Source organism: Pseudomonas sp. R5(2019) (assembly GCF_009905435.1).
GTDB lineage: Bacteria > Pseudomonadota > Gammaproteobacteria > Pseudomonadales > Pseudomonadaceae > Aquipseudomonas.
This window is the reverse complement of the sequence record NZ_JAAAMT010000019.1, coordinates 58,804-85,727: the sequence shown is the minus strand read 5'-3', so window position 1 is coordinate 85,727 and position 26,924 is coordinate 58,804. Positions and strand designations below refer to the sequence as shown.

Below are 26,924 nucleotides of genomic sequence, written 5' to 3'. Positions count from 1 at the left end.
GGGAGAAGCCAAACAAGCAGGTGACCAAGCTGGGGAACGCTGATGGCTTACTCATACACTGAGAAAAAACGTATCCGCAAGGACTTTAGCAAGTTGCCGGACGTCATGGATGTGCCTTACCTCCTGGCCATCCAGCTGGATTCGTATCGTGAATTCTTGCAGGCGGGGGCGACCAAAGATCAGTTCCGCGACGTGGGCCTGCATGCGGCCTTCAAATCGGTTTTCCCGATCATCAGCTACTCCGGCAATGCTGCCCTGGAGTACGTTGGCTATCGTCTGGGTGAACCGGCATTCGACGTCAAGGAATGTGTCCTGCGTGGCGTGACCTACGCCGTACCTCTGCGGGTAAAAGTCCGCTTGATCATTTTCGACAAAGAGTCGTCGAACAAAGCGATCAAGGACATTAAAGAGCAAGAAGTCTACATGGGAGAAATCCCACTGATGACCGAGAACGGTACCTTCGTAATCAACGGTACCGAGCGTGTCATCGTTTCCCAGCTGCACCGTTCGCCGGGTGTATTCTTCGACCACGACCGTGGCAAGACTCACAGCTCGGGCAAACTGCTGTACTCGGCTCGCGTGATTCCTTACCGTGGCTCGTGGCTGGACTTTGAGTTCGACCCGAAAGACTGCGTATTCGTCCGTATCGACCGCCGTCGTAAGCTGCCGGCCTCCGTGCTGCTGCGTGCGCTGGGTTACAGCACTGAAGAAGTGCTCGACGCCTTCTACACCACCAACGTATTCCACGTTCAGGGCGAAACGCTCAGCCTGGAGCTGGTGCCTCAGCGCCTGCGTGGCGAAATCGCCGTCATGGACATCCATGACGGCGCTGGCAAAGTCATCGTTGAGCAGGGTCGTCGTATTACCGCTCGTCACATCAACCAGTTGGAAAAAGCCGGTGTCAAAGAGCTGGCAGTTCCTCTGGAATACGTGCTGGGTCGTACCACTGCCAAAGCTATCGTGCACCCTGCCACCGGTGAAATCCTGGCTGAGTGCAACACCGAGCTGAGCACTGAGGTCCTGGTCAAGATTGCCAAGGCCCAGGTCGTTCGCATCGAAACGCTGTACACCAACGATATCGATTGCGGTCCGTTCATTTCGGATACCCTGAAAATCGACTCCACCAGCAACCAATTGGAAGCGCTGGTCGAGATCTATCGCATGATGCGTCCTGGCGAGCCGCCAACCAAGGATGCTGCTGAAACCCTGTTCAACAACCTGTTCTTCAGTCCTGAGCGTTATGACCTGTCTGCGGTCGGCCGGATGAAGTTCAACCGTCGTATCGGTCGTACCGAAATCGAAGGTTCGGGCGTGCTGAGCAAGGAAGACATCGTCGAAGTTCTGAAGACGCTGGTCGACATCCGTAACGGCAAAGGGATCGTCGATGACATCGACCACCTGGGTAACCGTCGCGTACGTTGCGTTGGCGAGATGGCAGAGAACCAGTTCCGCGTTGGCCTTGTGCGTGTTGAGCGTGCGGTCAAAGAGCGTCTGTCGATGGCAGAAAGCGAAGGCCTGATGCCTCAGGATCTGATCAACGCCAAGCCAGTCGCTGCAGCGGTCAAAGAGTTCTTCGGTTCCAGCCAGCTGTCTCAGTTCATGGACCAGAACAACCCGCTGTCCGAAATCACTCACAAGCGTCGTGTCTCTGCACTCGGCCCTGGTGGTCTGACTCGTGAGCGCGCAGGCTTCGAAGTTCGTGACGTACACCCGACTCACTACGGTCGTGTATGCCCAATTGAAACGCCGGAAGGTCCGAACATCGGTCTGATCAACTCCCTGGCGGCCTATGCGCGCACCAACCAGTACGGTTTCCTCGAGAGCCCGTACCGCGTTGTGAAAGATGCGCTGGTTACCGACGAGATCGTGTTCCTTTCGGCTATCGAAGAAGCGGATCACGTCATTGCACAGGCTTCGGCCGCAATGAACGAAAAAAATCAGCTGGTCGATGAGCTGGTAGCGGTTCGTCACCTGAACGAATTCACCGTCAAGGCGCCGGAAGACGTTACCTTGATGGACGTTTCGCCGAAGCAGGTAGTTTCGGTCGCAGCCTCGCTGATTCCGTTCCTCGAGCACGACGACGCCAACCGTGCGTTGATGGGTTCGAACATGCAGCGTCAAGCTGTTCCTACCCTGCGTGCTGACAAGCCGCTGGTGGGTACCGGTATGGAGCGTAACGTGGCTCGCGACTCCGGCGTTTGCGTCGTTGCTCGCCGTGGTGGTGTGATCGATTCCGTCGACGCCAGCCGTATCGTGGTTCGTGTTGCTGATGACGAAGTAGAGCCAGGCGAAGCCGGTGTCGACATCTACAACCTGACCAAATACACCCGCTCGAACCAGAACACCTGCATCAACCAGCGTCCGCTGGTTAACAAAGGTGATCGCGTTCAGCGTAGCGACATCATGGCCGATGGTCCGTCCACCGATATGGGTGAGCTGGCTCTGGGTCAGAACATGCGCATCGCATTCATGGCGTGGAACGGCTTCAACTTCGAAGACTCCATCTGCCTGTCCGAGCGCGTTGTTCAGGAAGACCGTTTCACCACGATCCACATTCAGGAACTGACCTGTGTGGCTCGTGACACCAAGCTTGGCCCGGAAGAGATCACTGCGGACATCCCGAACGTGGGTGAAGCTGCACTGAACAAGCTGGACGAAGCCGGTATCGTTTACGTAGGTGCCGAGGTGGGCGCTGGCGACATTCTGGTCGGTAAAGTCACGCCAAAAGGCGAGACTCAACTGACACCAGAAGAGAAGCTGCTGCGCGCAATCTTCGGTGAGAAGGCCAGCGACGTTAAAGACACCTCCCTGCGCGTGCCAACTGGCACCAAAGGTACCGTCATCGACGTACAGGTCTTCACTCGTGACGGCGTTGAGCGTGATAGCCGTGCTCTGTCGATCGAGAAGATGCAACTCGACGAGATCCGCAAGGATCTGAACGAAGAGTTCCGTATTGTCGAAGGTGCGACCTTCGAGCGTCTGCGTTCTGCTCTGGTTGGCCAAATCGTCGAAGGTGGTGCGGGCCTGAAAAAAGGTACCGAGATCACCAACGAAGTGCTGGACGGCCTCGAGCATGGTCAGTGGTTCAAGCTGCGCATGGCTGAAGACGCTCTGAACGAGCAGCTCGAAAAAGCTCAGGCGTACATCGTTGACCGCCGCCGCCTGCTGGACGACAAGTTCGAAGACAAGAAGCGCAAGCTGCAGCAAGGTGATGACCTGGCTCCAGGCGTGCTGAAAATCGTCAAGGTTTACCTGGCAATCCGTCGTCGCATCCAGCCGGGCGACAAGATGGCCGGTCGTCACGGTAACAAAGGTGTGGTCTCCGTGATCATGCCGGTCGAAGACATGCCGCACGACGCCAACGGTACGCCAGTGGACGTGGTACTCAACCCACTGGGTGTACCATCGCGTATGAACGTTGGTCAGATCCTCGAAACCCACCTGGGCCTGGCGGCCAAGGGCTTGGGCGAGAAGATCAACCGCATGCTCGAAGAGCAGCGTAAAGTCATCGAGTTGCGCAAGTTCCTCACCGAGATCTACAACGAGATCGGTGGTCGTCAGGAAAGTCTGGAGGACTTCACCGACCAGGAAATCCTGGACTTGGCGAAGAACCTCAAAGGCGGTGTGCCGATGGCCACCCCAGTTTTCGACGGCGCCAAAGAGAGCGAAATCAAGGCCATGCTGAAACTGGCGGACATGCCAGAAAGCGGTCAGATGCAGCTGTTCGACGGCCGCACCGGTAACAAGTTCGAGCGTCCAGTGACCGTTGGTTACATGTACATGCTCAAGCTGAACCACTTGGTGGACGACAAGATGCACGCGCGTTCCACTGGTTCTTATAGCCTGGTTACCCAGCAGCCGCTGGGTGGTAAGGCGCAGTTCGGTGGTCAGCGTTTCGGGGAGATGGAAGTGTGGGCGCTGGAAGCATACGGCGCGGCATACACCCTGCAAGAGATGCTCACAGTGAAGTCGGACGACGTGAACGGTCGGACCAAGATGTACAAGAACATCGTGGACGGCGATCACCGTATGGAGCCGGGCATGCCCGAGTCCTTCAACGTGTTGATCAAAGAGATTCGTTCGCTCGGTATCGATATCGATCTGGAAACCGAATAACACGTGACGCGAATCGGGAGCGTGGCTGAACAAGCCCGCTCCCTGCTCCGCCAGGAGGAAAGGCCTTGAAAGACCTACTGAATTTGCTGAAAAACCAGGGTCAAGTCGAAGAGTTCGACGCCATCCGTATCGGGTTGGCATCGCCTGAGATGATCCGTTCGTGGTCGTTCGGTGAAGTTAAAAAACCGGAAACCATCAACTACCGTACGTTCAAGCCTGAGCGTGACGGTCTGTTCTGCGCCAAGATCTTTGGCCCAGTCAAGGACTACGAGTGCCTGTGCGGTAAGTACAAGCGCCTGAAGCACCGTGGCGTTATCTGTGAAAAGTGCGGCGTTGAAGTCGCCCTGGCCAAAGTCCGTCGTGAGCGTATGGCTCACATCGAACTGGCCTCTCCAGTTGCCCACATCTGGTTCCTGAAATCGCTGCCGTCGCGTATCGGCCTGCTGATGGACATGACCCTGCGTGATATCGAACGCGTTCTCTACTTCGAGAGCTATGTCGTTATCGATCCGGGCATGACCACGCTGGAAAAAGGTCAGTTGCTGAACGACGAGCAGTACTTCGAAGCGCTGGAAGAGTTCGGTGATGACTTCGATGCCCGCATGGGTGCCGAGGCTGTCCGTGAGCTGCTGCACGCTATCGACCTGGAGCACGAGATCGGTCGCCTGCGCGAAGAAATTCCGCAGACCAACTCGGAAACCAAGATCAAGAAGCTGTCCAAGCGTCTGAAACTGATGGAAGCCTTCCAAGGCTCGGGCAACCTGCCTGAGTGGATGGTCCTGACCGTTCTGCCGGTTCTGCCGCCAGATCTGCGTCCATTGGTGCCGCTGGATGGCGGTCGCTTCGCGACTTCCGACCTGAACGATCTGTATCGTCGGGTGATCAACCGTAACAACCGTCTGAAGCGCCTGCTCGATCTGTCCGCGCCGGACATCATCGTGCGCAACGAAAAGCGCATGCTGCAGGAAGCGGTCGATGCACTGCTCGACAACGGTCGTCGCGGTCGCGCCATTACCGGTTCGAACAAGCGTCCTCTGAAATCCCTGGCTGACATGATCAAGGGTAAACAGGGTCGTTTCCGTCAGAACTTGCTCGGTAAGCGTGTTGACTACTCGGGTCGTTCGGTAATTACCGTAGGTCCGACCCTGCGTCTGCACCAGTGCGGTCTGCCGAAGAAAATGGCTCTCGAGCTGTTCAAGCCATTCATTTTCGGCAAGCTGGAAATGCGTGGTCTGGCAACCACCATCAAAGCTGCCAAGAAGATGGTCGAGCGCGAGCTGCCAGAAGTGTGGGACGTTCTCGCTGAAGTGATTCGCGAACACCCCGTACTGCTCAACCGTGCGCCGACCCTTCACCGTCTGGGTATCCAGGCGTTTGAGCCAGTACTGATCGAAGGTAAGGCTATCCAGCTGCACCCTCTGGTCTGTGCGGCTTATAACGCCGACTTCGACGGTGACCAAATGGCCGTTCACGTGCCGCTGACGCTGGAAGCCCAGCTGGAAGCGCGTGCGCTGATGATGTCGACCAACAACATTTTGTCGCCAGCCAACGGTGAGCCAATCATCGTTCCGTCGCAGGACGTTGTATTGGGTCTGTACTACATGACCCGTGAAGCGATCAACGCCAAGGGCGAAGGTCGAGTGTTCGCTGACCTGCAGGAAGTCGACCGCGTATTCCGCGCCGGCGAAGCTGCGCTGCACGCCAAGATCAAGGTTCGTATCAACGAAACCGTGAACGATCGTGACGGCGGCAGTGTCAAGAACACCCGTATCGTCGACACCACTGTCGGTCGTGCACTGTTGTTCCAGGTTGTGCCACCAGGTCTTTCCTACGACGTGGTCAACCAGCCGATGAAGAAAAAGGCGATCTCCAAGCTGATCAACCAGTGCTACCGCGTGGTTGGTCTGAAAGAGACCGTTATTTTCGCTGACCAGCTGATGTACACCGGTTTTGCTTATTCGACCATCTCCGGCGTTTCCATCGGTGTTAACGACTTCGTCATCCCTGATGAAAAAGCTCGCATCATCGGTACTGCTACCGACGAAGTGAAAGAGATCGAAAGCCAGTACGCTTCCGGCCTGGTAACCCAGGGCGAGAAGTACAACAAGGTAATCGACCTTTGGTCCAAGGCGAACGACGAAGTGTCCAAGGCGATGATGGCCAACCTCTCGAAAGAGAAGGTCATCGACCGCAATGGCGACGAAGTCGATCAGGAGTCCTTCAACTCCATGTACATGATGGCTGACTCCGGTGCCCGGGGTTCGGCCGCTCAGATTCGTCAGCTGGCGGGTATGCGTGGTCTGATGGCCAAGCCGGACGGCTCGATCATCGAGACGCCGATCACCGCGAACTTCCGTGAAGGTCTGAGCGTACTGCAGTACTTCATCTCGACTCACGGTGCTCGTAAGGGTCTTGCGGATACCGCGTTGAAAACCGCTAACTCCGGTTACCTGACTCGTCGTCTGGTAGACGTGGCGCAAGACCTGGTTGTGACTGAGGTTGACTGCGGTACCGAACACGGTCTGCTGATGACTCCGCACATCGAAGGCGGCGACGTTGTAGAGCCGCTGGGTGAGCGCGTACTGGGCCGTGTTATCGCTCGTGACGTATTCAAGCCAGGCACCGATGACGTCATCGTTCCTGCCGGTACTCTGGTTGACGAGAAGTGGGTTGAGTTCATCGAGCTGAACAGCATCGACGAAGTTATCGTGCGTTCGCCGATCAGCTGCGAAACTCGCTACGGTATCTGCGCCAAGTGCTACGGCCGTGACCTGGCTCGCGGTCACCAGGTGAACATCGGTGAAGCTGTCGGTGTTATCGCTGCACAGTCGATCGGTGAGCCGGGTACCCAGCTGACCATGCGTACGTTCCACATCGGTGGTGCGGCAAGCCGGACCTCGGCGGCCGACAGCGTTCAGGTCAAGAATGGCGGTACTGTCCGCCTGCACAACCTGAAGCAAGTCGTCCGTGCTGACGGTAACCTGGTTGCGGTATCGCGTTCCGGTGAGTTGGCGATTGCCGACGATTTCGGTCGTGAGCGCGAGCGTTACAAACTGCCTTACGGTGCAGTGATTTCGGTGAAGGAAGGCGACAAGGTCGACGCTGGTGCCATCGTGGCCAAGTGGGATCCGCACACTCACCCAATCGTCACCGAGATGAAAGGTACCGTGACCTTCGTGGGCATGGAAGAAGGTATTACCATCAAACGTCAGACTGACGAATTGACTGGTTTGACCAACATCGAAGTACTGGATCCGAAAGACCGTCCTGCTGCGGGCAAAGAAATTCGCCCGGCCATCAAGATGGTGGGTGTCGATGGCAAGGATCTGCTGCTGCCAGGTACCGACGTACCGGCTCAGTACTTCCTGCCAGCCAACGCCTTGGTTGGTGTGGCTGACGGTGCTCAAATCGGCGTGGGTGACGTTATTGCGCGTATTCCGCAAGAAACGTCGAAAACCCGTGACATCACCGGTGGTCTACCACGCGTTGCCGACTTGTTCGAGGCGCGTCGTCCGAAAGAAGCCTCGATTCTGGCTGAAGTCAGCGGCACCATCGCGTTCGGTAAAGAGACCAAAGGCAAGCGCCGTCTGGTCATTACCCCGAACGATGGCAGCGATCCGTACGAAGAGCTGATTCCGAAGTGGCGTCACCTGAACGTCTTCGAGGGCGAACAGGTAAACCGCGGCGAAGTTATCTCCGACGGCCCGAGCGATCCACACGACATTCTGCGTTTGCTGGGTGTCAGTGCGCTGGCCAAGTACATCGTCAACGAGATCCAGGACGTTTACCGTCTGCAAGGCGTGAAGATCAACGACAAGCACATCGAGACCATCCTGCGTCAGATGCTGCGTAAGGTCGAGATCTCCGAGTCGGGCGATTCCAGCTTCATCAAGGGCGACCAGATGGAGTTGACGCATGTACTGGTCGAGAACGAGCGCCTGAGCGCGGACGACAAGTTCATCTCCAAGTACACTCGCGTCCTGCTGGGTATCACCAAGGCGTCGTTGTCGACCGAATCGTTCATCTCGGCGGCCTCCTTCCAGGAGACCACTCGAGTTCTGACCGAGGCGGCAGTAACCGGCAAGCGCGATTACCTGCGTGGACTGAAAGAAAACGTGGTCGTGGGTCGTCTGATCCCTGCCGGTACCGGTCTGGCATACCACAGCGAGCGCAAGCGTCGCCGTGATGCAGACAAACCGCTGCGTGTCAGCGCCAGTGAGGTGGAAGCCGCACTGACTGAAGCGCTGAACTCCAGCGGCAATTGAGAGTAGGGCCCTGGCAAGTCCTTCTCGAGCATCGGCGACATAATTTGTTGCCGATGATCGGGGAGGGCAGGCCGGGGCCTTGCCTTGACTGGGGGCAAGATCCTCTTTAGACTCTTGTACCCCTAAATTTGGTGGGACTTCGTCCTGCCATTTTGCTTTTCTTGTAAGACAATAGCGTCGCAAGACAACAGTGGAGCTAGTAGATGGCAACTATCAACCAGCTGGTACGTCAGCCGCGTAAGCGTATCGTCGAGAAATCCGACGTTCCTGCGCTGCAGAACTGCCCGCAACGTCGTGGCGTGTGCACCCGTGTGTACACCACCACGCCGAAAAAACCTAACTCGGCACTGCGTAAAGTATGCCGTGTGCGTCTGACCAACGGTTTCGAGGTTTCCTCGTACATCGGTGGTGAAGGCCACAACCTGCAAGAGCACAGCGTGGTACTGATCCGCGGCGGTCGTGTAAAAGACTTGCCAGGTGTTCGTTACCACACCGTTCGCGGCTCTCTGGATACCTCCGGCGTTAAAGGCCGTAACCAGGGTCGTTCGAAGTACGGTACCAAGCGTCCGAAGTAATCGGCCGTTTGCAGCAATTTGCAGTTATTCATTTTATTGAGTCGATAAGAGTAAGGTCGGGCACGCACCCTTTGCGGTTCACTGTCCCGGGCTAACCTGAAGACCGTTTGAGGGCTTATCAATGCCAAGACGTCGTGTAGCAGCCAAGCGTGAGATTCTGGACGATCCGAAATACGGAAGCCAAATCCTCGCCAAGTTCATGAACCACGTGATGGAAAGCGGCAAGAAGGCCGTTGCCGAGCGTATCGTTTACGGTGCGCTGGACAAGGTCAAAGAACGCAAGAACAGCGATCCCCTGGAGATCTTCGAGAAAGCTCTCGACGCCATCGCTCCGCTGGTCGAAGTTAAGTCGCGCCGTGTTGGTGGTGCCACTTACCAGGTTCCGGTCGAAGTTCGTCCGTCCCGTCGTAACGCGCTGGCAATGCGCTGGTTGGTAGACTTCGCCCGCAAGCGCGGCGAGAAGTCCATGGCTCTGCGCCTGGCTGGCGAACTGCTGGACGCTGCCGAAGGCAAGGGTGCTGCAGTCAAGAAGCGTGAAGACGTGCACCGTATGGCTGAAGCCAACAAGGCTTTCTCGCACTACCGCTTCTAATTTTAGCGTCACTCAATTTGCGAGGGCTTTATGGCTCGTACTACTCCGATTAACCGCTACCGTAACATTGGTATTTGCGCGCACGTTGATGCGGGCAAAACCACTACTACCGAGCGGATCCTGTTCTACACAGGTCTCAGCCACAAGATGGGTGAGGTGCATGACGGTGCGGCGACTACCGACTGGATGGTTCAGGAGCAGGAGCGTGGTATTACCATCACCTCCGCTGCTGTAACGACCTTCTGGAAAGGTTCGCGCGGTCAGTTCGACAACTACCGCGTCAACGTCATCGATACCCCAGGCCACGTAGACTTCACCATTGAAGTAGAGCGTTCGCTGCGCGTACTCGACGGTGCTGTCGTTGTGTTCTGCGGTACTTCCGGTGTTGAGCCGCAGTCCGAAACCGTATGGCGTCAAGCCAACAAGTACGGCGTTCCACGTGTTGTTTACGTGAACAAGATGGACCGTGCTGGCGCAAACTTCCTGCGCGTTGTCGGTCAGATCAAGAACCGTCTGGGTCACACCCCGGTTCCTGTTCAGCTGGCAATCGGTTCCGAAGATAACTTCCAGGGTCAGGTTGATCTGATCAAGATGAAGGCTATCTATTGGAACGATGACGATAAAGGTACTACCTATCGCGAGGAAGAAATTCCTGCCGATATGCTGGAGTTGGCTGAAGAGTGGCGCGCCAATATGGTCGAAGCCGCTGCTGAAGCCAGCGAAGAGCTGATGAACAAGTACCTTGAAGGCGGTGAGCTGACCGTCGACGAAATCAAAGCCGGTCTGCGTGCGCGCACCCTGGCCAGCGAGATCGTTCCGGCTGTCTGTGGTTCGTCGTTCAAGAACAAGGGTGTTCCCCTGGTTCTCGACGCCGTTATCGACTTCCTGCCTGCTCCGACCGAGATCCCTGCGATCAAGGGTATTCATCCGGATCTCATCGAGAAATCCAAGGAAGAGCTGGTCGAGTCGGATTACGACGAGCGTCATGCAGATGACAAAGAACCGTTCTCGGCTCTGGCGTTCAAGATTGCCACCGACCCGTTCGTTGGTACTCTGACCTTCGTCCGCGTTTACTCGGGTATGCTGCAGTCCGGCGACTCGGTGATCAACTCGGTCAAGGGCAAGAAAGAGCGCGTTGGTCGTATGGTGCAGATGCACGCCAACCAGCGTGAAGAGATCAAAGAAGTACTGGCAGGCGACATCGCTGCGCTGATCGGCATGAAGGACGTCACCACCGGTGACACTCTGTGCAACGCCGACAAGCCGATCATCCTTGAGCGTATGGACTTCCCTGAGCCGGTAATTTCGGTAGCTGTAGAGCCGAAAACCAAGGCTGACCAGGAGAAGATGGGTATCGCTCTGGGCAAGCTGGCCCAGGAAGACCCGTCGTTCCGCGTCAAGACTGATGAAGAGACTGGTCAAACGATCATCTCCGGCATGGGCGAGTTGCACCTGGACATCCTGGTTGACCGGATGCGCCGTGAGTTCAACGTCGAAGCCAACATCGGTAAGCCACAGGTTTCCTACCGCGAAAAAATCACCAAAAACTGCGAAATCGAAGGCAAGTTCGTTCGTCAGTCCGGTGGTCGTGGTCAGTTCGGTCACTGCTGGATTCGCTTTGCTCCGGCTGATGAAGGTCAGGAGGGTCTGGTCTTCCTCAACGAGGTAGTTGGTGGTGTGGTTCCGAAGGAATACATCCCAGCGATCCAGAAGGGCATCGAAGAGCAGATGAAGAACGGCGTTGTCGCCGGCTATCCGCTGATCGGCCTGAAGGCAACCGTGTTTGACGGTTCCTACCACGACGTCGACTCCAATGAGATGGCGTTTAAAGTGGCAGCCTCCATGGCGACCAAGCAACTGGCCCAGAAGGGCGGCGGTGTTGTGCTTGAGCCGATCATGAAGGTTGAAGTAGTAACCCCAGAGGACTACATGGGTGACGTGATGGGTGACCTGAACCGTCGTCGTGGTCTGATCCAAGGTATGGAAGACTCGGTCTCCGGCAAGGTTATCCGTGCTGAAGTACCGCTGGGTGAAATGTTCGGTTATGCGACCGACGTTCGTTCCATGTCTCAGGGTCGCGCGAGCTACTCCATGGAATTCTCCAAATACTCCGAAGCTCCGTCGAATATCGTCGAAGCTCTCGTTAAAAAACAAGGCTAATCCAGCCCTTTAGGCAAGAGGTTCACTGTCGTGGCTAAAGAAAAATTTGATCGTTCCCTACCGCACGTCAACGTTGGCACCATCGGTCACGTTGACCATGGTAAAACCACTCTGACTGCTGCTCTGACTCGCGTTTGCTCCGAAGTTTTCGGTTCGGCTCGTGTTGACTTCGACAAGATCGACAGCGCCCCAGAAGAGAAAGCTCGCGGTATCACCATCAACACCGCGCACGTTGAGTACAACTCGACCATTCGTCACTACGCTCACGTTGACTGCCCAGGTCACGCTGACTACGTGAAGAACATGATCACCGGTGCTGCCCAGATGGACGGCGCGATCCTGGTTTGCTCGGCCGCTGATGGTCCGATGCCACAAACCCGTGAGCACATCCTGCTGTCCCGTCAGGTTGGCGTTCCGTACATCGTGGTCTTCCTGAACAAGGCTGACCTGGTAGACGACGCTGAGCTGCTGGAACTGGTTGAGATGGAAGTTCGCGACCTGCTGAGCACCTACGACTTCCCGGGTGATGACACTCCAATCATCATCGGTTCGGCTCGTATGGCGCTGGACGGTCTGGACGACAACGAAATGGGCACCACTGCCGTTCGTAAACTGGTTGAAACTCTGGATACCTACATCCCTGAGCCAGTTCGTCTGATCGACAAGCCATTCCTGATGCCAATCGAAGACGTATTCTCGATCTCCGGTCGCGGTACTGTAGTTACCGGTCGTATCGAGCGCGGTATCGTCAAGGTTCAGGATCCGCTGGAAATCGTTGGTCTGCGTGACACCACCGTCACCACCTGCACCGGCGTTGAAATGTTCCGCAAGCTGCTGGACGAAGGCCGTGCGGGCGAGAACTGCGGTGTTCTGCTGCGTGGTACCAAGCGTGACGACGTTGAGCGTGGCCAGGTTCTGGTCAAGCCAGGTTCGGTCAAGCCGCACACCAAGTTCGAAGCTGAAGTGTACGTTCTGAGCAAGGAAGAAGGCGGTCGTCACACTCCGTTCTTCAAAGGCTACCGTCCACAGTTCTACTTCCGTACTACCGACGTAACTGGCAACTGCGAGCTGCCAGAAGGCGTTGAGATGGTAATGCCAGGCGACAACATCAAAATGGTTGTCACCCTGATCAAGACCATCGCAATGGAAGACGGTCTGCGTTTCGCTATCCGTGAAGGCGGTCGTACCGTCGGCGCTGGCGTCGTAGCCAAAATCATCGAGTAATTTCGATTGATTTGAAAAGCCCCCGCTCAGCGGGGGCTTTTTTATTGGGTTGACACCCAATAGGGGCGTCTATAGAATCACGCCTCCTTTTAACGGGCGTAGTGCGTCCGGTGGGAATAGCAGCCTGGAGTCTGAAATCCAATGCAAAATCAGCAAATCCGTATCAGGTTGAAGGCTTTTGACCATCGCCTGATCGACCAATCCACCCAGGAAATCGTGGAAACCGCGAAACGTACTGGTGCTCAAGTGCGTGGTCCAATTCCACTGCCTACCCGTAAAGAGCGGTTCACCGTTCTGGTCTCCCCGCACGTCAACAAAGACGCGCGTGACCAGTACGAGATCCGTACTCATAAGCGCGTTCTGGACATCGTCCAGCCAACGGATAAAACCGTTGATGCTCTTATGAAGCTTGATCTTGCGGCCGGTGTGGAAGTGCAGATCAGCCTCGGCTAAGACTTGGGTCTTAGTCGTGTAACGCTCTGAAATGGGCGGCCATAGCGGGTGAAAGCCCCGTACACTCATGAGGTTTACAACATGACTATTGGTGTAGTCGGTCGTAAATGCGGTATGACCCGTATTTTCACCGAAGAAGGTGTCTCCATTCCGGTCACGGTCATTGAGATCGAGCCGAATCGCGTCACCCAGTTCAAAACTGAAGAAACCGATGGCTATCGTGCAGTGCAAGTCACTGTAGGTGAGCGTCGTGCTTCGCGTGTGACTGCTGCTCAAGCAGGCCACTTCGCTAAAGCGAGCGTTGCCGCTGGTCGCGGTGTCTGGGAATTCCGCCTTGAAGAAGGCGAGTACCAGGCTGGCGACTTGATCAATGCAGAAATCTTCGCTGCAGGCCAACTGGTAGACGTTACCGGTCAGTCCAAGGGTAAAGGCTTTGCCGGTACCATCAAGCGTTGGAACTTCCGCGGTCAAGACAACACCCACGGTAACTCCGTTTCCCACCGCGTCCCTGGCTCTATCGGCCAGTGCCAGACTCCTGGTCGTGTATTCAAGGGCAAAAAAATGTCCGGTCATATGGGCGCAGAGCGCGTGACCGTTCAGTCCTTGGAAGTTGTGCGCGTCGACGCTGAACGCAATCTGCTGCTCGTCAAGGGTGCCGTTCCTGGTGCTACTGGCGGCGATCTGGTTGTGCGTCCGGCAGCCAAGGCTCGCGGTTAAGGGGAAGCTGAAATGCAATTAAATGTAAATGACGCTCAAGCGATCGAAGTTTCCGAACTGACTTTCGGCGGCGAATTCAACGAGACGCTGGTTCACCAAGCAGTCGTGGCCTACATGGCTGGCGGCCGTCAGGGTAGCAAGCAGCAAAAGACCCGTTCCGACGTTTCCGGTGGCGGCAAGCGCCCATGGCGTCAGAAGGGTACTGGCCGTGCTCGTGCTGGTACCATCCGTAGCCCAATCTGGCGTGGCGGCGGTACCACCTTCGCAGCTCGTCCACAAGATCACTCGCAGAAGCTCAACAAGAAGATGTATCGCGCAGCACTGCGCTCCATCCTTGCTGAACTGGTGCGTACCGATCGTCTGGTCGTGGTTCAGGACTTCGCTGTTGAAGCGCCAAAAACCAAAGACCTGCTGAACAAGCTGAATGGCATGGGTCTGACCGACGTTCTGATCGTGTCTGATTCTGTTGATCAGAACCTGTACCTGGCTGCTCGTAACCTGCCGCACGTTGATGTCCGTGATGTACAGGGTTCCGATCCAGTTAGTCTGATCGCATACGACAAAGTGTTGATCACTGTGTCGGCCGTGAAGAAATTCGAGGAGCTGCTGGGATGAACCAGGAACGCGTATTTAAAGTTCTACTTGGCCCGCACGTTTCCGAGAAGGCCACGGTTCTGGCTGACAAGAAAGGCCAGTTCGTTTTCAAGGTTGCTACTGACGCAACCAAGCTGGAAATCAAGAAGGCCGTCGAAAGCCTGTTCAGCGTGAAAGTAGAGCGCGTCACTACCCTGAACGTTCTGGGTAAGAGCAAGCGCACTGCTCGCGGTCTGGGCAAGCGTAATGACTGGAAGAAGGCAGTTATCTCCCTTCAGCCAGGCCAAGATCTCGATTTCAGCAGCAGTGCTGAGTAAGGAAGGGGTGCATCATGGCAATCGTTAAATGCAAACCGACTTCCCCTGGCCGCCGTTTTGTGGTCAAGGTGGTCAACCAGGAGCTGCACAAAGGCGCTCCTCACGCACCGCTGCTCGAGAAAAAATCGAAGTCTGGTGGTCGTAACAACAATGGCCGTATCACTACTCGTCACGTTGGTGGTGGTCATAAGCAGCATTACCGTATGGTCGACTTCCGTCGCAACGACAAAGATGGCATCTCTGCCACTGTCGAGCGTATCGAATACGATCCAAACCGTACTGCTCACATCGCACTGCTGTGCTACGCAGACGGCGAGCGCCGCTACATCATCGCCCCTAAAGGCGTGAGTGCTGGCGACCAGCTGATCGCAGGTGCTCTGGCTCCAATCAAGCCGGGCAACTCCCTGCAACTGCGCAACATCCCAGTGGGTAGCACCGTTCACGGCATCGAACTGAAGCCAGGCAAAGGTGCACAAATCGCTCGTTCCGCTGGTGCTTCGGCTCAGCTGGTCGCTCGCGAAGGTGTCTACGTGACCCTGCGTCTGCGCTCTGGTGAAATGCGTAAAGTCCTGGCTGAATGCCGTGCGACCCTGGGTGAAGTCTCGAACTCCGAGCACAGCCTGCGTTCGCTGGGTAAAGCTGGTGCCAAACGCTGGCGTGGCGTTCGCCCAACCGTTCGTGGTGTTGCCATGAACCCGGTTGACCACCCGCATGGTGGTGGTGAAGGTCGTACCTCCGGTGGTCGTCATCCGGTATCGCCATGGGGCTTCCCGACTAAGGGCGCGAAGACTCGTGGTAATAAGCGTACCGACAAAATGATCGTCCGTCGTCGCAAGTAAATAGAGGGATACGACAGTGCCACGTTCTCTGAAAAAAGGTCCTTTTATTGATCTTCACCTACTGAAGAAGATCGAAGTGGCGGCGGAGAAGAACGATCGCAAACCAGTTAAGACCTGGTCGCGTCGTTCCATGATCCTGCCACAAATGGTCGGTTTGACCATCGCGGTACACAACGGTCGCCAACACGTCCCAGTTCTCGTGAACGAAGACATGGTCGGCCATAAACTGGGCGAGTTTGCCGGTACCCGCACCTACCGCGGGCACGTGGCTGACAAGAAAGCCAAGCGTTAAGGGGTAAGGAAATGGAAGTAGCCGCTAAGTTGTCGGGCGCTCGCATCTCCGCCCAGAAAGCCCGCTTGGTCGCCGACCAGATCCGCGGGAAGAAGGTGGGCGAAGCGCTCAACCTGTTGGCCTTCAGCAGCAAGAAAGCCGCTGAAATCATGAAGAAAGTCCTCGAGTCGGCCGTAGCCAACGCCGAGCATAACGAAGGCGCAGACGTTGATGACCTGAAGGTCTCCACCGTTTTCGTCAACGAAGGGCGTTCGCTGAAGCGTATCATGCCGCGTGCCAAAGGCCGCGCTGATCGCATCGTCAAGCGGTCTTGCCATATCACTGTCAAGGTTGCGGACAAGTAACGGAGTCGATCAGATGGGTCAGAAAGTACATCCCACTGGCATTCGCCTGGGAATCGTCAAGGAGCACACCTCCGTCTGGTACGCAGACGGTCGGACTTATGCGGACTATTTGCTCGCAGATCTGAATGTGCGTGAGTACCTCCAAGACAAACTAAAAAGCGCGTCCGTTAGCCGTATCGATATCCATCGTCCGGCTCAAACTGCACGCATCACCATCCACACCGCTCGTCCAGGTATCGTTATCGGGAAGAAAGGTGAAGATGTTGAGAAACTGCGTCAGGACCTGACCAAACAAATGGGTGTGCCTGTGCACATCAATATCGAAGAGATCCGCAAGCCGGAACTCGACGGTATGTTGGTTGCGCAGAGCGTAGCTCAGCAGCTGGAGCGTCGCGTAATGTTCCGTCGCGCTATGAAGCGCGCTGTACAGAACGCCATGCGCATTGGTGCCAAAGGCATCAAAATCCAAGTGAGCGGTCGTCTCGGCGGTGCTGAAATCGCACGTACTGAATGGTATCGCGAAGGTCGTGTGCCGCTGCACACCCTGCGTGCCGATATCGACTATGCCACCTACGAAGCTCACACCACTTACGGTGTGATCGGTGTGAAGGTTTGGATCTTCAAAGGCGAAGTAATTGGTGGTCGCCAAGAAGAACTGAAACCACAAGCACCAGCGCCTCGTAAAAAAGCTGCTAAGTAAGGGGTACGCCAAATGTTGCAACCTAAGCGTACGAAGTTCCGCAAGCAGATGACTGGCCACAACCGTGGTCTGGCACTGCGCGGTAGCAAAGTCAGCTTCGGCGAATTCGCCTTGAAAGCTGTTGCCCGCGGTCGTCTCACCGCCCGCCAGATTGAGTCGGCACGTCGTGCTCTGACCCGTCACGTGAAGCGTGGCGGTAAAATCTGGATCCGTGTATTCCCGGACAAGCCGATCTCCAAGAAGCCTCTCGAAGTGCGGATGGGTAAAGGTAAAGGTTCCGTTGAGTACTGGGTTGCCCAGATCCAGCCAGGCAAAGTCCTGTACGAGATCGAGGGTGTTTCTGAAGAGCTGGCGCGTGAGGCTTTCGCCTTGGCAGCTGCAAAGTTGCCTCTCGCCACCTCCTTTGTTAAGCGGACGGTGATGTGATGAAAGCGAATGAACTTCGTGAGAAATCAGCACAGCAACTGAACGAGCAACTGCTCGGCTTGCTGCGCGACCAGTTCAATCTGCGTATGCAGAAAGCAACTGGCCAGTTGGGGCAGTCTCACCTGCTCTCGCAAGTGAAGCGTGACATCGCTCGCGTGAAAACTGTGCTCAACCAGCAGGCAGGTAAGTAATCATGGCTGAAGCCGAAAAAACCGTCCGTACGCTGACTGGCCGTGTTGTCAGCGACAAGATGGACAAGACCATCACCGTACTGATCGAGCGTCGCGTAAAGCACCCGATCTACGGTAAATACGTTAAGCGTTCGACTAAGCTGCACGCGCACGACGAAACCAATCAGTGCCATATCGGCGACAAGGTCTCCATCCGCGAGACCCGTCCGCTGGCCAAGACCAAGTCCTGGGCACTGGTTGAAGTTCTCGAACGCGCTGTTGAAGTCTAAGGGCTAGGGGTCGGAGAAATTTTATGATTCAGACTCAATCCATGCTCGATGTGGCCGATAACAGCGGCGCTCGTCGCGTCATGTGCATCAAGGTGCTCGGCGGTTCTCACCGCCGTTACGCCGGCATCGGTGACATCATCAAGGTAACCGTCAAGGAAGCAATTCCTCGCGGTAAGGTAAAGAAAGGTCAAGTGATGACTGCTGTTGTAGTCCGCACTCGCCACGGTGTCCGTCGTGCTGACGGCTCCATTATCCGCTTTGATGGCAACGCTGCTGTTCTTTTGAACAACAAGCAAGAGCCGATCGGCACCCGTATCTTTGGGCCAGTGACCCGTGAACTTCGTACTGAGAAGTTCATGAAGATCGTCTCGCTTGCCCCAGAAGTGCTGTAAGGAGATCCGACATGCAAAAGATTCGTCGTGACGACGAGATCATCGTGATCGCCGGCAAAGACAAAGGCAAGCGCGGTAAGGTGCTGAAGGTGCTCGCTGACGACCGTCTGGTCGTTGGTGGGATCAACCTGGTGAAGCGCCATACCAAGCCTAACCCTATGTCGGGCGTACAAGGCGGTATCGTCGAAAAAGAAGCGCCACTGCACGCTTCCAACGTCGCCATTTTCAACGGCGAAACCAACAAGGCTGACCGCGTTGGTTTCAAAGTAGAAGAAGGCAAAAAAATTCGTGTCTTCAAGTCGACCCAAAAAGCGGTTGATGCTTGAACACTGCTAGGTAGAAGACCATGGCACGACTGAAAGAGATTTACCGGAAGGAAATCGCGCCGAAGCTTAAGGAAGAACTTAAGCTGGCCAACGTGATGGAAGTTCCGCGCGTTACCAAAATCACCCTGAACATGGGTCTGGGCGAAGCGATCGGCGACAAGAAAGTCATCGAGCACGCAGTTGCCGACATCGAAAAGATCACCGGTCAAAAAGCCGTTGTAACTTTCGCTCGGAAATCCATCGCGGGCTTCAAGGTCCGTGAGGGCTGGCCGATCGGCGTTAAAGTTACTCTGCGCCGCGATCGTATGTACGAGTTCCTGGACCGCCTGCTGGCGATCTCCCTGCCTCGGGTCCGCGACTTCCGCGGCCTGAATGCCAAGTCCTTCGATGGTCGTGGCAACTACAGCATGGGCGTGAAAGAGCAGATCATTTTCCCGGAAATTGATTACGACAAGATCGATGCTCTCCGCGGTCTGGACATTACCCTGACCACCACTGCTCGGACGGATGACGAAGGTCGCGCACTGCTGCGCGCTTTCAAATTCCCGTTCCGCAACTGATTGGAGTAGGAAAATGGCCAAGAAGAGCATGAAAAACCGTGAGCTGAAGCGTCAGCTCACCGTTGCCAAGTACGCCAAGAAGCGTGCTGAGCTGAAAGCTATCATCGTTGATCTGAACGCAAGTCCAGAAGCGCGTTGGGAAGCTTCCGTAGCTCTGCAGAAGCAGCCACGTGACGCAAGCGCTTCGCGCATGCGTAACCGCTGCCGCATCACTGGTCGTCCGCACGGCGTTTACCGCAAGTTCGGCCTCGGCCGTAACAAACTGCGTGAAGCTGCAATGCGTGGTGACGTACCAGGTCTGGTTAAAGCCAGCTGGTAAGCAACACGGCCCAAGTCGGGGTGGCGGGGGAGTAATCCAGCCGACCACCGGTGACCTTGAGTATGAATCAAGCCCCTTTCGGGGCTTGATTCATTTCTGGGGTGTGTCTAGAATGACCGGCTCGCCTGAGCCCGGGTTTTTTGCTCGGAATTGTCTCGGCGACGTAGTAGCCGCAAGGCTCATTTTTTTTGTATCAGGAGCGTCTAGCCCATGAGTATGCAGGACCCGTTAGCGGACATGCTAACTCGAATCCGTAATGCCCAGATGGCTGAAAAGTCCGTCGTAAGCATGCCGTCTTCCACGCTGAAGGTGGCTGTAGCCAAAGTTCTCAAGGACGAAGGTTATATCGCGGGTTATCAGGTAAGTGGTGAGGCCAAGCCTTCCCTTTCCATCGAGCTGAAATACTTCGAAGGCCGTCCGGTTATCGAAGAAGTCAAGCGCGTAAGTCGTCCAGGCCTGCGTCAGTACAAGTCCGTCGAAGATCTGCCGAAAGTTCGTGGCGGTCTCGGTGTGTCTATCGTCTCCACCAACAAAGGTGTGATGACTGATCGTGCTGCGCGCGCTGCCGGTGTCGGCGGCGAAGTTCTTTGCACAGTGTTCTAAGGGGGGATAAGCATGTCTCGCGTCGCTAAGAACCCCGTAAAGCTGCCGGCTGGTGTCGAAGTCAAATTCGTCGGCCAACAGCTTTCGGTGAAGGGTGCCAAGGGCACTCTCGAACTGAATGTTCACTCGTCCGTTGAAGTCGTTGAAGAAGCTGGTGAGCTGCGTTTCGCTGCTCGCAATGGCGATCAACAGACTCGTGCAATGGCCGGTACCACTCGTGCGTTGGTAAACAACATGGTCCAGGGCGTAAGCCAAGGCTTCGAGCGCAAGCTCCAGCTGGTCGGTGTTGGTTACAAGGCACAAGCAAAAGGCACAGTGCTGAACCTGGCTCTCGGCTTCTCGCACCCAGTGGACTACGAACTGCCGGAAGGCATCACCGCTGAGACTCCTAGCCAGACCGATATCCTGATCAAGGGCATCGACAAGCAGCTGGTGGGTCAAGTGGCCGCTGAAATCCGCGATTTCCGTCCACCAGAGCCTTACAAAGGTAAGGGTGTGCGTTACGCGGACGAAGTCGTCCGTCGTAAAGAAGCCAAGAAGAAGTAGGGCATAGCAAATGACCGACAAAAAAGTTACTCGACTGCGTCGCGCTCGCAAAGCACGCCTGAAAATGCACGAGCTCGAAGCCGTGCGTCTCTGCGTGTTCCGCTCCTCGCAGCACATCTATGCCCAGGTCATTTCGGCCGACGGCAGCAAAGTCCTGGCAAGCGCCTCGACTTTGGACAAAGAACTGCGTGATGGTGCCACTGGCAACATCGACGCGGCCACTAAGGTTGGCCAGCTGGTCGCTACGCGTGCGAAAGCCGCTGGCGTCTCGCAGGTGGCTTTCGACCGCTCTGGCTTCAAGTACCACGGCCGCGTTAAAGCGCTGGCTGATGCTGCTCGTGAAGCTGGGCTGGAGTTCTAAGTTATGTCAAATAACGACCAAAAGCGCGACGAAGGCTACATCGAGAAGCTGGTTCAAGTTAACCGCGTAGCTAAAACCGTTAAAGGCGGCCGTATCTTCACTTTCACCGCGTTGACCGTGGTTGGTGATGGTAAAGGTCGTGTTGGCTTCGGCCGTGGCAAATCGCGCGAAGTACCTGCTGCGATCCAGAAAGCCATGGAAGCTGCTCGCCGCAACATGATTCAAGTGGACCTTAACGGTACCACCCTGCAGTACGCCCTGAAATCCGCCCACGGCGCTTCCAAGGTTTACATGCAGCCTGCTTCTGAAGGTACCGGTATCATCGCTGGCGGCGCTATGCGCGCAGTGCTGGAAGTGGCTGGCGTTCAGAACGTACTGGCTAAATGCTACGGTTCGACCAACCCAGTGAACGTGGTACACGCCACTTTCAAGGGTCTGAAAACCATGCAATCCCCGTCGTCCATTGCTGCCAAGCGCGGCAAGAGCGTTGAGGAGATCCGTTGATCATGGCTACCGTTAAAGTAACGCTGATCAAAAGCACCGCCGGCCGTCTCCCTAACCACAAGCTGTGCGTTAAGGGTCTGGGTCTGCGCCGCATCGGTCACACTGTAGAAGTCCTGGATACTCCCGAGAATCGCGGGATGATCAACAAGGCTTACTACATGCTGCGCGTCGAGGGTTAATCGATGAAACTCAATGATCTGAGTCCAGCGCCGGGTTCCCGTCGCGAGAAGCATCGTCCGGGCCGTGGTATCGGTAGTGGTTTGGGTAAGACTGGTGGCCGTGGTCACAAAGGTCAGACTTCCCGCTCCGGTGGCACCATTGCTCCAGGCTTTGAAGGCGGTCAACAGCCGCTGCACCGTCGTCTGCCGAAATTCGGTTTCGTTTCGCTGAAAGCCATGGATCGCGCAGAAGTGCGTCTGTCCGAGCTGGCCAAAGTGGAAGGCGACATCGTCACCGTGCAATCCCTGAAGGATGCCAACGTGATCAACCAAAACGTACAGCGCGTGAAAATCATGCTGTCCGGTGAGGTTACTCGCGCGGTCACCATCAAGGGTATCGCAGCCACCAAAGGTGCGCGTGCGGCTATCGAAGCAGCTGGCGGCAAGTTCGAGGAATAAATGGCTAAGCAAGGTGCTCTCTCAGCGCTAGGCAAGGGCGGGATGTCCGAACTCTGGGCTCGTCTGCGTTTCCTGTTCCTGGCGATTATCGTCTATCGGATCGGTGCGCATATCCCAGTTCCAGGTATCAACCCGGATCGGCTCGCGGACCTGTTTCGGCAGAATGAGGGGACCATTCTTAGCTTGTTCAACATGTTTTCCGGCGGCGCGCTGGAGCGGATGAGTATTTTTGCACTGGGGATCATGCCGTACATTTCGGCGTCGATCATCATGCAGCTCATGACCGCTGTCAGCCCGCAGCTGGAACAGTTGAAGAAGGAAGGTGAGGCTGGCCGTCGCAAGATTAGCCAGTACACCCGCTACGGCACCGTCGTCCTGGCCCTGGTTCAAGCGATTGGCATGTCCATTGGCTTGGCCGGTCAGGGCGTTGCTTTTTCTGCTGACTTTGGCTTCCATTTCGTTGCGGTCTCCACCTTTGTGGCGGGTGCGATGTTCATGATGTGGCTGGGTGAGCAGATCACAGAGCGCGGTGTAGGCAACGGTATCTCGATGTTGATTTTCGCAGGTATCGTCGCCGGTCTTCCGAGAGCGATTGGGCAGTCTTTCGAGTCTGCACGTCAGGGCGATATCAACATTTTTGCCTTGGTCGCCATCGGTCTGCTGGCAGTAGCGATTATCGGTTTCGTGGTCTTCATCGAGCGTGGTCAGCGTCGTATCGCCGTTCACTATGCCAAGCGTCAGCAGGGCCGCAAGGTTTTTGCTGCGCAGACGAGCCACCTGCCGCTGAAAGTGAATATGGCCGGTGTTATTCCTGCTATTTTCGCGAGCAGCATTTTGCTGTTCCCGGCTTCGTTGGGTGCCTGGTTTGGTCAGTCTGAAGGTATGGGCTGGTTGCAGGACATCTCGCAGTCGATCGCTCCTGGTCAGCCGTTGAATATTCTGCTGTTTAGTGCAGGGATTATTTTCTTCTGCTTCTTCTATACGGCGTTGATGTTCAATCCGAAAGACGTAGCGGAAAACCTGAAGAAGTCCGGTGCCTTTATTCCGGGCATCCGTCCAGGTGAGCAGTCGGCGCGCTACATTGATGGCGTTCTGACCCGCTTGACCATGTTCGGTGCTCTTTATATGACGGCCGTGTGCCTGCTGCCCCAGTTCCTGGTGGTTGCGGCAAACGTTCCGTTCTACCTTGGCGGGACCTCGTTGCTGATTGTGGTAGTGGTTGTGATGGACTTCATGTCCCAAGTACAATCGCACCTCGTTTCGCACCAGTACGAATCCCTGATGAAGAAAGCCAACCTGAAAGGCTACGGCGGCAGCGGTTTGCTGCGCTGAGAGACCCTTAAGGTTCGAGGAGTTGGTGATGAAAGTTCGTGCATCGGTGAAAAAGCTGTGCCGTAACTGCAAAATTATTCGCCGCGAAGGTGTCGTTCGAGTAATTTGCAGCGCGGAACCACGTCATAAGCAGCGCCAAGGCTGATTGTGATCTGCGCTTCAAGCCCAGCAGCTAGTGCGCTGCTGGGTTGATTATTTGTTATTACAGCGATATTATCTCGCGCCCTATTTCTTGGCTTCCGGGGCGTAGGTAGCTGTCAATTGGAGTCCCACTGAATGGCCCGTATTGCAGGCGTTAACATTCCAGATAACAAGCACACTGTTATCTCGCTGACCTACATCTACGGTGTTGGTCGCACCACTGCACAGAAAATCTGTGCAGACACTGGGGTCAACCCAGCCGCAAAGATCAAGGATCTGAGCGACGAGCAGATTGAACAGCTGCGTAGCGAAGTTGCGAAGTTCACCACCGAAGGTGACCTGCGTCGCGACATCAACATGAAAATCAAGCGGTTGATGGACCTGGGCTGCTACCGCGGTCTGCGTCATCGTCGGGGTCTTCCAGTACGCGGTCAGCGTACCAAGACCAACGCGCGTACCCGTAAAGGTCCGCGTAAGCCGATCCGCAAGTAATCGCACCAGCGAATCGACAGGAATTTAGACATGGCAAAACCTGCTGCTCGTCCTCGTAAAAAAGTCAAAAAGACAGTGGTTGATGGCATCGCCCACATCCACGCGTCTTTCAACAACACCATCGTGACCATTACCGATCGTCAAGGTAACGCGCTGTCCTGGGCTACCTCCGGCGGTTCGGGTTTCCGCGGTTCGCGTAAGTCCACCCCGTTCGCTGCTCAAGTAGCTGCTGAACGTGCTGGTCAAGCTGCGCTGGAATATGGTCTGAAGAACCTCGACGTAAACGTCAAGGGTCCAGGTCCAGGTCGTGAGTCCGCTGTTCGTGCTCTGAACGGCTGTGGCTATAAGATCGCCAGCATCACCGACGTGACGCCAATCCCGCATAACGGGTGCCGTCCGCCGAAGAAGCGTCGCGTGTAATCAGGAGACAGATAAATGGCACGTTACATTGGTCCAAAATGCAAACTGTCTCGTCGTGAAGGCACTGATCTGTTCCTGAAGAGCGGCGTTCGCGCTCTGGAATCGAAGTGCAACATCGAAGCAGCCCCAGGTATCCACGGCCAGCGTCGTGGTCGTCAGTCCGACTACGGCACCCAACTGCGTGAAAAGCAGAAGGTCCGTCGTATTTATGGCGTTCTCGAGCGTCAGTTCAGCGGTTACTACAAGGAAGCTGCCGGCAAGAAAGGCGCTACCGGTGAGAACCTGCTGCAACTGCTCGAATGCCGTCTGGACAACGTCGTTTATCGTATGGGCTTCGGCGCTACTCGTGCTGAATCCCGTCAGCTGGTTTCGCACAAAGCGATCAGCGTTAACGGCAAGACTGTAAACGTTCCGTCCTACCAAGTTCGTCCGGGTGACGTGGTCGCAGTTCGCGAGAAATCGCAGAACCAGCTGCGCATTGTTCAAGCCCTTGAACTGTGCGCCCAGCGTGGCCGCGTTGAGTGGGTAGATGTGGACACTGCGAAAAAATCCGGCGTTTTCAAGAACGTTCCGGCTCGCGGCGACCTGTCTGCTGACATCAACGAAAGCCTGATTGTCGAGCTCTACTCCAAGTAAGGGCTAGAAAATAGGTGCATCCATGCAGATTTCGGTAAATGAGTTCCTGACGCCCCGCCACATTGATGTGCAGGTCGTCAGTCCAACCCGCGCTAAAATTACGCTCGAGCCTCTCGAGCGTGGTTTCGGCCATACCCTGGGCAACGCGCTGCGCCGCATCCTGTTGTCCTCCATGCCTGGCTGTGCAGTAGTCGAGGCCGAGATTGACGGTGTACTCCACGAGTACAGCGCAATCGAAGGTGTACAGGAAGACGTCATTGAAATCCTGTTGAACCTGAAGGGCCTGGCTATCAAACTGCACGGTCGTGACGAAGTTACGCTGACCTTGTCGAAGAAGGGTTCGGGGGTGGTTACCGCTGCCGATATTCAGCTGGATCATGATGTCGAGATCGTTAATCCCGATCACGTAATCGCTAACCTGGCGTCTAACGGCGCCTTGAACATGAAGCTCACCGTAGCTCGTGGTCGTGGTTATGAGCCGGCCGATTCGCGTCAGAGCGATGAAGACGAGAGCCGCAGCATTGGTCGCTTGCAGCTCGACTCTTCGTTCAGCCCGGTTCGCCGTATCGCATACGTGGTGGAAAACGCCCGTGTCGAACAGCGTACCAACCTGGACAAGCTGGTAATTGATCTGGAAACCAACGGTACTCTGGATCCTGAAGAGGCTATCCGTCGTGCAGCAACCATTCTGCAACAGCAGTTGGCTGCGTTCGTCGACCTCAAAGGTGACAGCGAACCAGTGGTAATCGAGCAAGAAGATGAGATCGACCCGATCCTGCTTCGCCCGGTTGACGATCTGGAACTGACTGTACGTTCGGCTAACTGCCTTAAGGCGGAAAACATTTACTACATCGGCGACCTGATTCAGCGTACCGAAGTAGAACTGTTGAAGACTCCGAACCTGGGCAAGAAATCCTTGACTGAAATCAAGGACGTTCTGGCCTCCCGCGGTCTGTCCCTCGGCATGCGCCTCGACAACTGGCCGCCTGCAAGTCTTAAGAAGGACGACAAGGCGACTGCCTGATCGTCGTAATCACCGAACGTAGTGTTTGGTAAGGAATGAACCATGCGTCATCGTAAAAGTGGACGTCACCTGAGCCGTACCAGCTCTCACCGCAAGGCCATGTTCCAGAACATGGCGGTGTCGCTGTTCGAGCACGAGCTGATCAAAACTACCCTGCCGAAAGCCAAAGAACTGCGCCGCGTTGCCGAGCCGCTGATCACTCTGGCCAAGGAAGACAGCGTTGCTAACCGTCGTTTGGCTTTCGATCGTACCCGTTCGAAAGAAATCGTCGGCAAGCTGTTCAACGATCTGGGCAAGCGCTATGCCACCCGTCAAGGCGGCTACCTGCGTATCCTGAAGTGCGGTTTCCGCGCTGGCGACAACGCGCCTATGGCGTACGTCGAGCTGGTCGATCGTCCTGTCGGTGGCGTAGTAGAAGCTGCTGAGTAAGACGAACAGTCTGTACAAAGAACCGGGCCTTGTGCCCGGTTTTTTGTTTTCACATGTTTAGTAAAAATCTATTGATCCAAGTCACTCAATGAATTTGGCGAGTGTCACGTTTGGCGTCAATACTCACTCACGGCCGATCAGCCGACAG

Annotated in this window: 34 protein-coding genes; all 34 read left to right on the top strand. The window is 55.8% G+C overall.

The genetic code is table 11. The features are described from left to right. Positions 1 to 42: 42 nt before the first annotated feature. The 34 genes from rpoB (at position 43) to rplQ (ending at position 26,776) form a co-directional block, all read left to right on the top strand. The gene (rpoB, locus tag GUY40_RS14665) at positions 43 to 4,116 is read left to right on the top strand and encodes a DNA-directed RNA polymerase subunit beta (protein WP_166569642.1); all 4,074 of its coding nucleotides are present in this window, start codon (positions 43 to 45) and stop codon (positions 4,114 to 4,116) included. Positions 4,117 to 4,181: 65 nt separating this feature from the next. Further along, the gene (gene rpoC, locus GUY40_RS14660; RefSeq protein WP_166569641.1) at positions 4,182 to 8,381 is read left to right on the top strand and encodes a DNA-directed RNA polymerase subunit beta'; all 4,200 of its coding nucleotides are present in this window, start codon (positions 4,182 to 4,184) and stop codon (positions 8,379 to 8,381) included. Positions 8,382 to 8,584: 203 nt separating this feature from the next. After that, on the top strand, positions 8,585 to 8,956 hold the full coding sequence (rpsL, locus tag GUY40_RS14655; RefSeq protein WP_003186084.1) for a 30S ribosomal protein S12: 372 nt from the start codon (positions 8,585 to 8,587) through the stop codon (positions 8,954 to 8,956). A gap of 121 nt (positions 8,957 to 9,077) precedes the next feature. Beyond that, positions 9,078 to 9,548 carry a 30S ribosomal protein S7 gene (gene rpsG / locus GUY40_RS14650; RefSeq protein ID WP_003186074.1) on the top strand — a complete coding sequence of 157 codons (471 nt, stop codon included), beginning with the start codon at positions 9,078 to 9,080 and terminating at the stop codon, positions 9,546 to 9,548. 30 nt (positions 9,549 to 9,578) lie between these two features. Continuing rightward, complete coding sequence (gene fusA, locus GUY40_RS14645) at positions 9,579 to 11,708, top strand: elongation factor G (protein WP_166569640.1); 2,130 nt, start codon at positions 9,579 to 9,581, stop codon at positions 11,706 to 11,708. Positions 11,709 to 11,738: 30 nt separating this feature from the next. Then, entirely contained in the window at positions 11,739 to 12,932 is a 1,194-nt protein-coding gene (gene tuf, locus GUY40_RS14640) for an elongation factor Tu (RefSeq protein WP_166569639.1), read from the top strand. A 141-nt stretch (positions 12,933 to 13,073) separates the two neighbouring features. Beyond that, the gene (gene rpsJ, locus GUY40_RS14635) at positions 13,074 to 13,385 is read left to right on the top strand and encodes a 30S ribosomal protein S10 (protein ID WP_003186070.1); all 312 of its coding nucleotides are present in this window, start codon (positions 13,074 to 13,076) and stop codon (positions 13,383 to 13,385) included. 81 nt (positions 13,386 to 13,466) lie between these two features. Next, complete coding sequence (rplC, locus tag GUY40_RS14630; RefSeq protein ID WP_166569638.1) at positions 13,467 to 14,102, top strand: 50S ribosomal protein L3; 636 nt, start codon at positions 13,467 to 13,469, stop codon at positions 14,100 to 14,102. 12 nt (positions 14,103 to 14,114) lie between these two features. Then, a complete protein-coding gene (rplD, locus tag GUY40_RS14625; protein WP_166569637.1) occupies positions 14,115 to 14,717 on the top strand; it encodes a 50S ribosomal protein L4 in 603 nt (200 codons plus the stop codon). Next, positions 14,714 to 15,013 (top strand): 50S ribosomal protein L23, encoded by a 300-nt coding sequence (gene rplW, locus GUY40_RS14620; protein ID WP_002555488.1) that lies wholly within the window; start codon positions 14,714 to 14,716, stop codon positions 15,011 to 15,013. The genes rplD and rplW overlap by 4 nt, the downstream gene beginning before the upstream one ends. Before the next feature lie 14 nt (positions 15,014 to 15,027). Then, on the top strand, positions 15,028 to 15,852 hold the full coding sequence (gene rplB / locus GUY40_RS14615) for a 50S ribosomal protein L2 (protein WP_166569636.1): 825 nt from the start codon (positions 15,028 to 15,030) through the stop codon (positions 15,850 to 15,852). A 16-nt stretch (positions 15,853 to 15,868) separates the two neighbouring features. Then, entirely contained in the window at positions 15,869 to 16,144 is a 276-nt protein-coding gene (gene rpsS / locus GUY40_RS14610) for a 30S ribosomal protein S19 (RefSeq protein ID WP_002555486.1), read from the top strand. Between the two features lie 11 nt (positions 16,145 to 16,155). After that, positions 16,156 to 16,488 carry a 50S ribosomal protein L22 gene (gene rplV, locus GUY40_RS14605; protein WP_003103908.1) on the top strand — a complete coding sequence of 111 codons (333 nt, stop codon included), beginning with the start codon at positions 16,156 to 16,158 and terminating at the stop codon, positions 16,486 to 16,488. A gap of 13 nt (positions 16,489 to 16,501) precedes the next feature. Then, complete coding sequence (rpsC, locus tag GUY40_RS14600) at positions 16,502 to 17,188, top strand: 30S ribosomal protein S3 (RefSeq protein ID WP_010220308.1); 687 nt, start codon at positions 16,502 to 16,504, stop codon at positions 17,186 to 17,188. Positions 17,189 to 17,200: 12 nt separating this feature from the next. Further along, positions 17,201 to 17,614 (top strand): 50S ribosomal protein L16, encoded by a 414-nt coding sequence (gene rplP, locus GUY40_RS14595; RefSeq protein WP_003255479.1) that lies wholly within the window; start codon positions 17,201 to 17,203, stop codon positions 17,612 to 17,614. Then, on the top strand, positions 17,614 to 17,805 hold the full coding sequence (rpmC, locus tag GUY40_RS14590; protein ID WP_002555481.1) for a 50S ribosomal protein L29: 192 nt from the start codon (positions 17,614 to 17,616) through the stop codon (positions 17,803 to 17,805). Before rplP ends, rpmC begins: the two co-directional genes overlap by 1 nt. A 2-nt stretch (positions 17,806 to 17,807) precedes the next feature. Beyond that, the gene (rpsQ, locus tag GUY40_RS14585; protein WP_008374160.1) at positions 17,808 to 18,074 is read left to right on the top strand and encodes a 30S ribosomal protein S17; all 267 of its coding nucleotides are present in this window, start codon (positions 17,808 to 17,810) and stop codon (positions 18,072 to 18,074) included. A 23-nt stretch (positions 18,075 to 18,097) separates the two neighbouring features. After that, a complete protein-coding gene (gene rplN / locus GUY40_RS14580; protein WP_002555479.1) occupies positions 18,098 to 18,466 on the top strand; it encodes a 50S ribosomal protein L14 in 369 nt (122 codons plus the stop codon). A gap of 11 nt (positions 18,467 to 18,477) precedes the next feature. After that, positions 18,478 to 18,792: a 50S ribosomal protein L24 gene (gene rplX / locus GUY40_RS14575; protein WP_008374158.1), complete on the top strand. Its 315-nt coding sequence runs from the start codon at positions 18,478 to 18,480 to the stop codon at positions 18,790 to 18,792. Between the two features lie 20 nt (positions 18,793 to 18,812). Continuing rightward, entirely contained in the window at positions 18,813 to 19,352 is a 540-nt protein-coding gene (rplE, locus tag GUY40_RS14570; RefSeq protein ID WP_166569635.1) for a 50S ribosomal protein L5, read from the top strand. A 13-nt stretch (positions 19,353 to 19,365) separates the two neighbouring features. Continuing rightward, positions 19,366 to 19,671 (top strand): 30S ribosomal protein S14, encoded by a 306-nt coding sequence (gene rpsN, locus GUY40_RS14565; protein ID WP_166363239.1) that lies wholly within the window; start codon positions 19,366 to 19,368, stop codon positions 19,669 to 19,671. 210 nt (positions 19,672 to 19,881) lie between these two features. Further along, on the top strand, positions 19,882 to 20,274 hold the full coding sequence (rpsH, locus tag GUY40_RS14560) for a 30S ribosomal protein S8 (protein ID WP_166569634.1): 393 nt from the start codon (positions 19,882 to 19,884) through the stop codon (positions 20,272 to 20,274). 12 nt (positions 20,275 to 20,286) lie between these two features. Further along, complete coding sequence (gene rplF / locus GUY40_RS14555) at positions 20,287 to 20,820, top strand: 50S ribosomal protein L6 (RefSeq protein ID WP_043861928.1); 534 nt, start codon at positions 20,287 to 20,289, stop codon at positions 20,818 to 20,820. A gap of 10 nt (positions 20,821 to 20,830) precedes the next feature. Next, positions 20,831 to 21,181 carry a 50S ribosomal protein L18 gene (rplR, locus tag GUY40_RS14550; RefSeq protein ID WP_166569633.1) on the top strand — a complete coding sequence of 117 codons (351 nt, stop codon included), beginning with the start codon at positions 20,831 to 20,833 and terminating at the stop codon, positions 21,179 to 21,181. A gap of 3 nt (positions 21,182 to 21,184) precedes the next feature. Beyond that, entirely contained in the window at positions 21,185 to 21,685 is a 501-nt protein-coding gene (gene rpsE, locus GUY40_RS14545; protein ID WP_166569632.1) for a 30S ribosomal protein S5, read from the top strand. A gap of 2 nt (positions 21,686 to 21,687) precedes the next feature. Beyond that, the gene (gene rpmD, locus GUY40_RS14540) at positions 21,688 to 21,864 is read left to right on the top strand and encodes a 50S ribosomal protein L30 (protein WP_010220317.1); all 177 of its coding nucleotides are present in this window, start codon (positions 21,688 to 21,690) and stop codon (positions 21,862 to 21,864) included. 3 nt (positions 21,865 to 21,867) lie between these two features. Continuing rightward, complete coding sequence (gene rplO / locus GUY40_RS14535) at positions 21,868 to 22,302, top strand: 50S ribosomal protein L15 (RefSeq protein WP_007924183.1); 435 nt, start codon at positions 21,868 to 21,870, stop codon at positions 22,300 to 22,302. Further along, complete coding sequence (secY, locus tag GUY40_RS14530) at positions 22,303 to 23,634, top strand: preprotein translocase subunit SecY (RefSeq protein WP_166569631.1); 1,332 nt, start codon at positions 22,303 to 22,305, stop codon at positions 23,632 to 23,634. 28 nt (positions 23,635 to 23,662) lie between these two features. After that, positions 23,663 to 23,779 (top strand): 50S ribosomal protein L36, encoded by a 117-nt coding sequence (rpmJ, locus tag GUY40_RS14525; RefSeq protein ID WP_002555468.1) that lies wholly within the window; start codon positions 23,663 to 23,665, stop codon positions 23,777 to 23,779. A 131-nt stretch (positions 23,780 to 23,910) separates the two neighbouring features. Further along, positions 23,911 to 24,267 carry a 30S ribosomal protein S13 gene (gene rpsM / locus GUY40_RS14520; protein ID WP_095159996.1) on the top strand — a complete coding sequence of 119 codons (357 nt, stop codon included), beginning with the start codon at positions 23,911 to 23,913 and terminating at the stop codon, positions 24,265 to 24,267. Positions 24,268 to 24,297: 30 nt separating this feature from the next. Beyond that, positions 24,298 to 24,687 (top strand): 30S ribosomal protein S11, encoded by a 390-nt coding sequence (gene rpsK / locus GUY40_RS14515; protein WP_002555466.1) that lies wholly within the window; start codon positions 24,298 to 24,300, stop codon positions 24,685 to 24,687. A gap of 15 nt (positions 24,688 to 24,702) precedes the next feature. Beyond that, positions 24,703 to 25,323: a 30S ribosomal protein S4 gene (gene rpsD, locus GUY40_RS14510; RefSeq protein WP_166569630.1), complete on the top strand. Its 621-nt coding sequence runs from the start codon at positions 24,703 to 24,705 to the stop codon at positions 25,321 to 25,323. A 22-nt stretch (positions 25,324 to 25,345) separates the two neighbouring features. Next, positions 25,346 to 26,347: a DNA-directed RNA polymerase subunit alpha gene (rpoA, locus tag GUY40_RS14505; protein WP_003176403.1), complete on the top strand. Its 1,002-nt coding sequence runs from the start codon at positions 25,346 to 25,348 to the stop codon at positions 26,345 to 26,347. Positions 26,348 to 26,389: 42 nt separating this feature from the next. After that, positions 26,390 to 26,776, top strand: coding sequence for a 50S ribosomal protein L17 (gene rplQ, locus GUY40_RS14500; protein ID WP_166569629.1), 387 nt, complete (start codon positions 26,390 to 26,392; stop codon positions 26,774 to 26,776). The last annotated feature ends 148 nt before the right edge of the window (positions 26,777 to 26,924 follow it).

Coding starts and splice junctions, on each gene's coding strand:
- rpsJ (WP_003186070.1), top strand. CDS start 13,074: ATGCAAAATCAGCAAATCCGTATCAGGTTGAAGGCTTTTGACCATCGC.
- rplO (WP_007924183.1), top strand. CDS start 21,868: ATGAAACTCAATGATCTGAGTCCAGCGCCGGGTTCCCGTCGCGAGAAG.
- rplD (WP_166569637.1), top strand. CDS start 14,115: ATGCAATTAAATGTAAATGACGCTCAAGCGATCGAAGTTTCCGAACTG.
- rplE (WP_166569635.1), top strand. CDS start 18,813: ATGGCACGACTGAAAGAGATTTACCGGAAGGAAATCGCGCCGAAGCTT.
- rplV (WP_003103908.1), top strand. CDS start 16,156: ATGGAAGTAGCCGCTAAGTTGTCGGGCGCTCGCATCTCCGCCCAGAAA.
- rplC (WP_166569638.1), top strand. CDS start 13,467: ATGACTATTGGTGTAGTCGGTCGTAAATGCGGTATGACCCGTATTTTC.
- rplW (WP_002555488.1), top strand. CDS start 14,714: ATGAACCAGGAACGCGTATTTAAAGTTCTACTTGGCCCGCACGTTTCC.
- rpsQ (WP_008374160.1), top strand. CDS start 17,808: ATGGCTGAAGCCGAAAAAACCGTCCGTACGCTGACTGGCCGTGTTGTC.
- rpsC (WP_010220308.1), top strand. CDS start 16,502: ATGGGTCAGAAAGTACATCCCACTGGCATTCGCCTGGGAATCGTCAAG.
- secY (WP_166569631.1), top strand. CDS start 22,303: ATGGCTAAGCAAGGTGCTCTCTCAGCGCTAGGCAAGGGCGGGATGTCC.
- rpsN (WP_166363239.1), top strand. CDS start 19,366: ATGGCCAAGAAGAGCATGAAAAACCGTGAGCTGAAGCGTCAGCTCACC.
- rplP (WP_003255479.1), top strand. CDS start 17,201: ATGTTGCAACCTAAGCGTACGAAGTTCCGCAAGCAGATGACTGGCCAC.
- rplN (WP_002555479.1), top strand. CDS start 18,098: ATGATTCAGACTCAATCCATGCTCGATGTGGCCGATAACAGCGGCGCT.
- rpoB (WP_166569642.1), top strand. CDS start 43: ATGGCTTACTCATACACTGAGAAAAAACGTATCCGCAAGGACTTTAGC.
- rplR (WP_166569633.1), top strand. CDS start 20,831: ATGACCGACAAAAAAGTTACTCGACTGCGTCGCGCTCGCAAAGCACGC.
- rpsL (WP_003186084.1), top strand. CDS start 8,585: ATGGCAACTATCAACCAGCTGGTACGTCAGCCGCGTAAGCGTATCGTC.
- rpsK (WP_002555466.1), top strand. CDS start 24,298: ATGGCAAAACCTGCTGCTCGTCCTCGTAAAAAAGTCAAAAAGACAGTG.
- rpsD (WP_166569630.1), top strand. CDS start 24,703: ATGGCACGTTACATTGGTCCAAAATGCAAACTGTCTCGTCGTGAAGGC.
- rpsH (WP_166569634.1), top strand. CDS start 19,882: ATGAGTATGCAGGACCCGTTAGCGGACATGCTAACTCGAATCCGTAAT.
- rpmJ (WP_002555468.1), top strand. CDS start 23,663: ATGAAAGTTCGTGCATCGGTGAAAAAGCTGTGCCGTAACTGCAAAATT.
- rpoA (WP_003176403.1), top strand. CDS start 25,346: ATGCAGATTTCGGTAAATGAGTTCCTGACGCCCCGCCACATTGATGTG.
- rpmD (WP_010220317.1), top strand. CDS start 21,688: ATGGCTACCGTTAAAGTAACGCTGATCAAAAGCACCGCCGGCCGTCTC.
- rpsG (WP_003186074.1), top strand. CDS start 9,078: ATGCCAAGACGTCGTGTAGCAGCCAAGCGTGAGATTCTGGACGATCCG.
- rplQ (WP_166569629.1), top strand. CDS start 26,390: ATGCGTCATCGTAAAAGTGGACGTCACCTGAGCCGTACCAGCTCTCAC.
- fusA (WP_166569640.1), top strand. CDS start 9,579: ATGGCTCGTACTACTCCGATTAACCGCTACCGTAACATTGGTATTTGC.
- rplX (WP_008374158.1), top strand. CDS start 18,478: ATGCAAAAGATTCGTCGTGACGACGAGATCATCGTGATCGCCGGCAAA.
- rpsE (WP_166569632.1), top strand. CDS start 21,185: ATGTCAAATAACGACCAAAAGCGCGACGAAGGCTACATCGAGAAGCTG.
- rpmC (WP_002555481.1), top strand. CDS start 17,614: ATGAAAGCGAATGAACTTCGTGAGAAATCAGCACAGCAACTGAACGAG.
- rpsM (WP_095159996.1), top strand. CDS start 23,911: ATGGCCCGTATTGCAGGCGTTAACATTCCAGATAACAAGCACACTGTT.
- rplF (WP_043861928.1), top strand. CDS start 20,287: ATGTCTCGCGTCGCTAAGAACCCCGTAAAGCTGCCGGCTGGTGTCGAA.
- rplB (WP_166569636.1), top strand. CDS start 15,028: ATGGCAATCGTTAAATGCAAACCGACTTCCCCTGGCCGCCGTTTTGTG.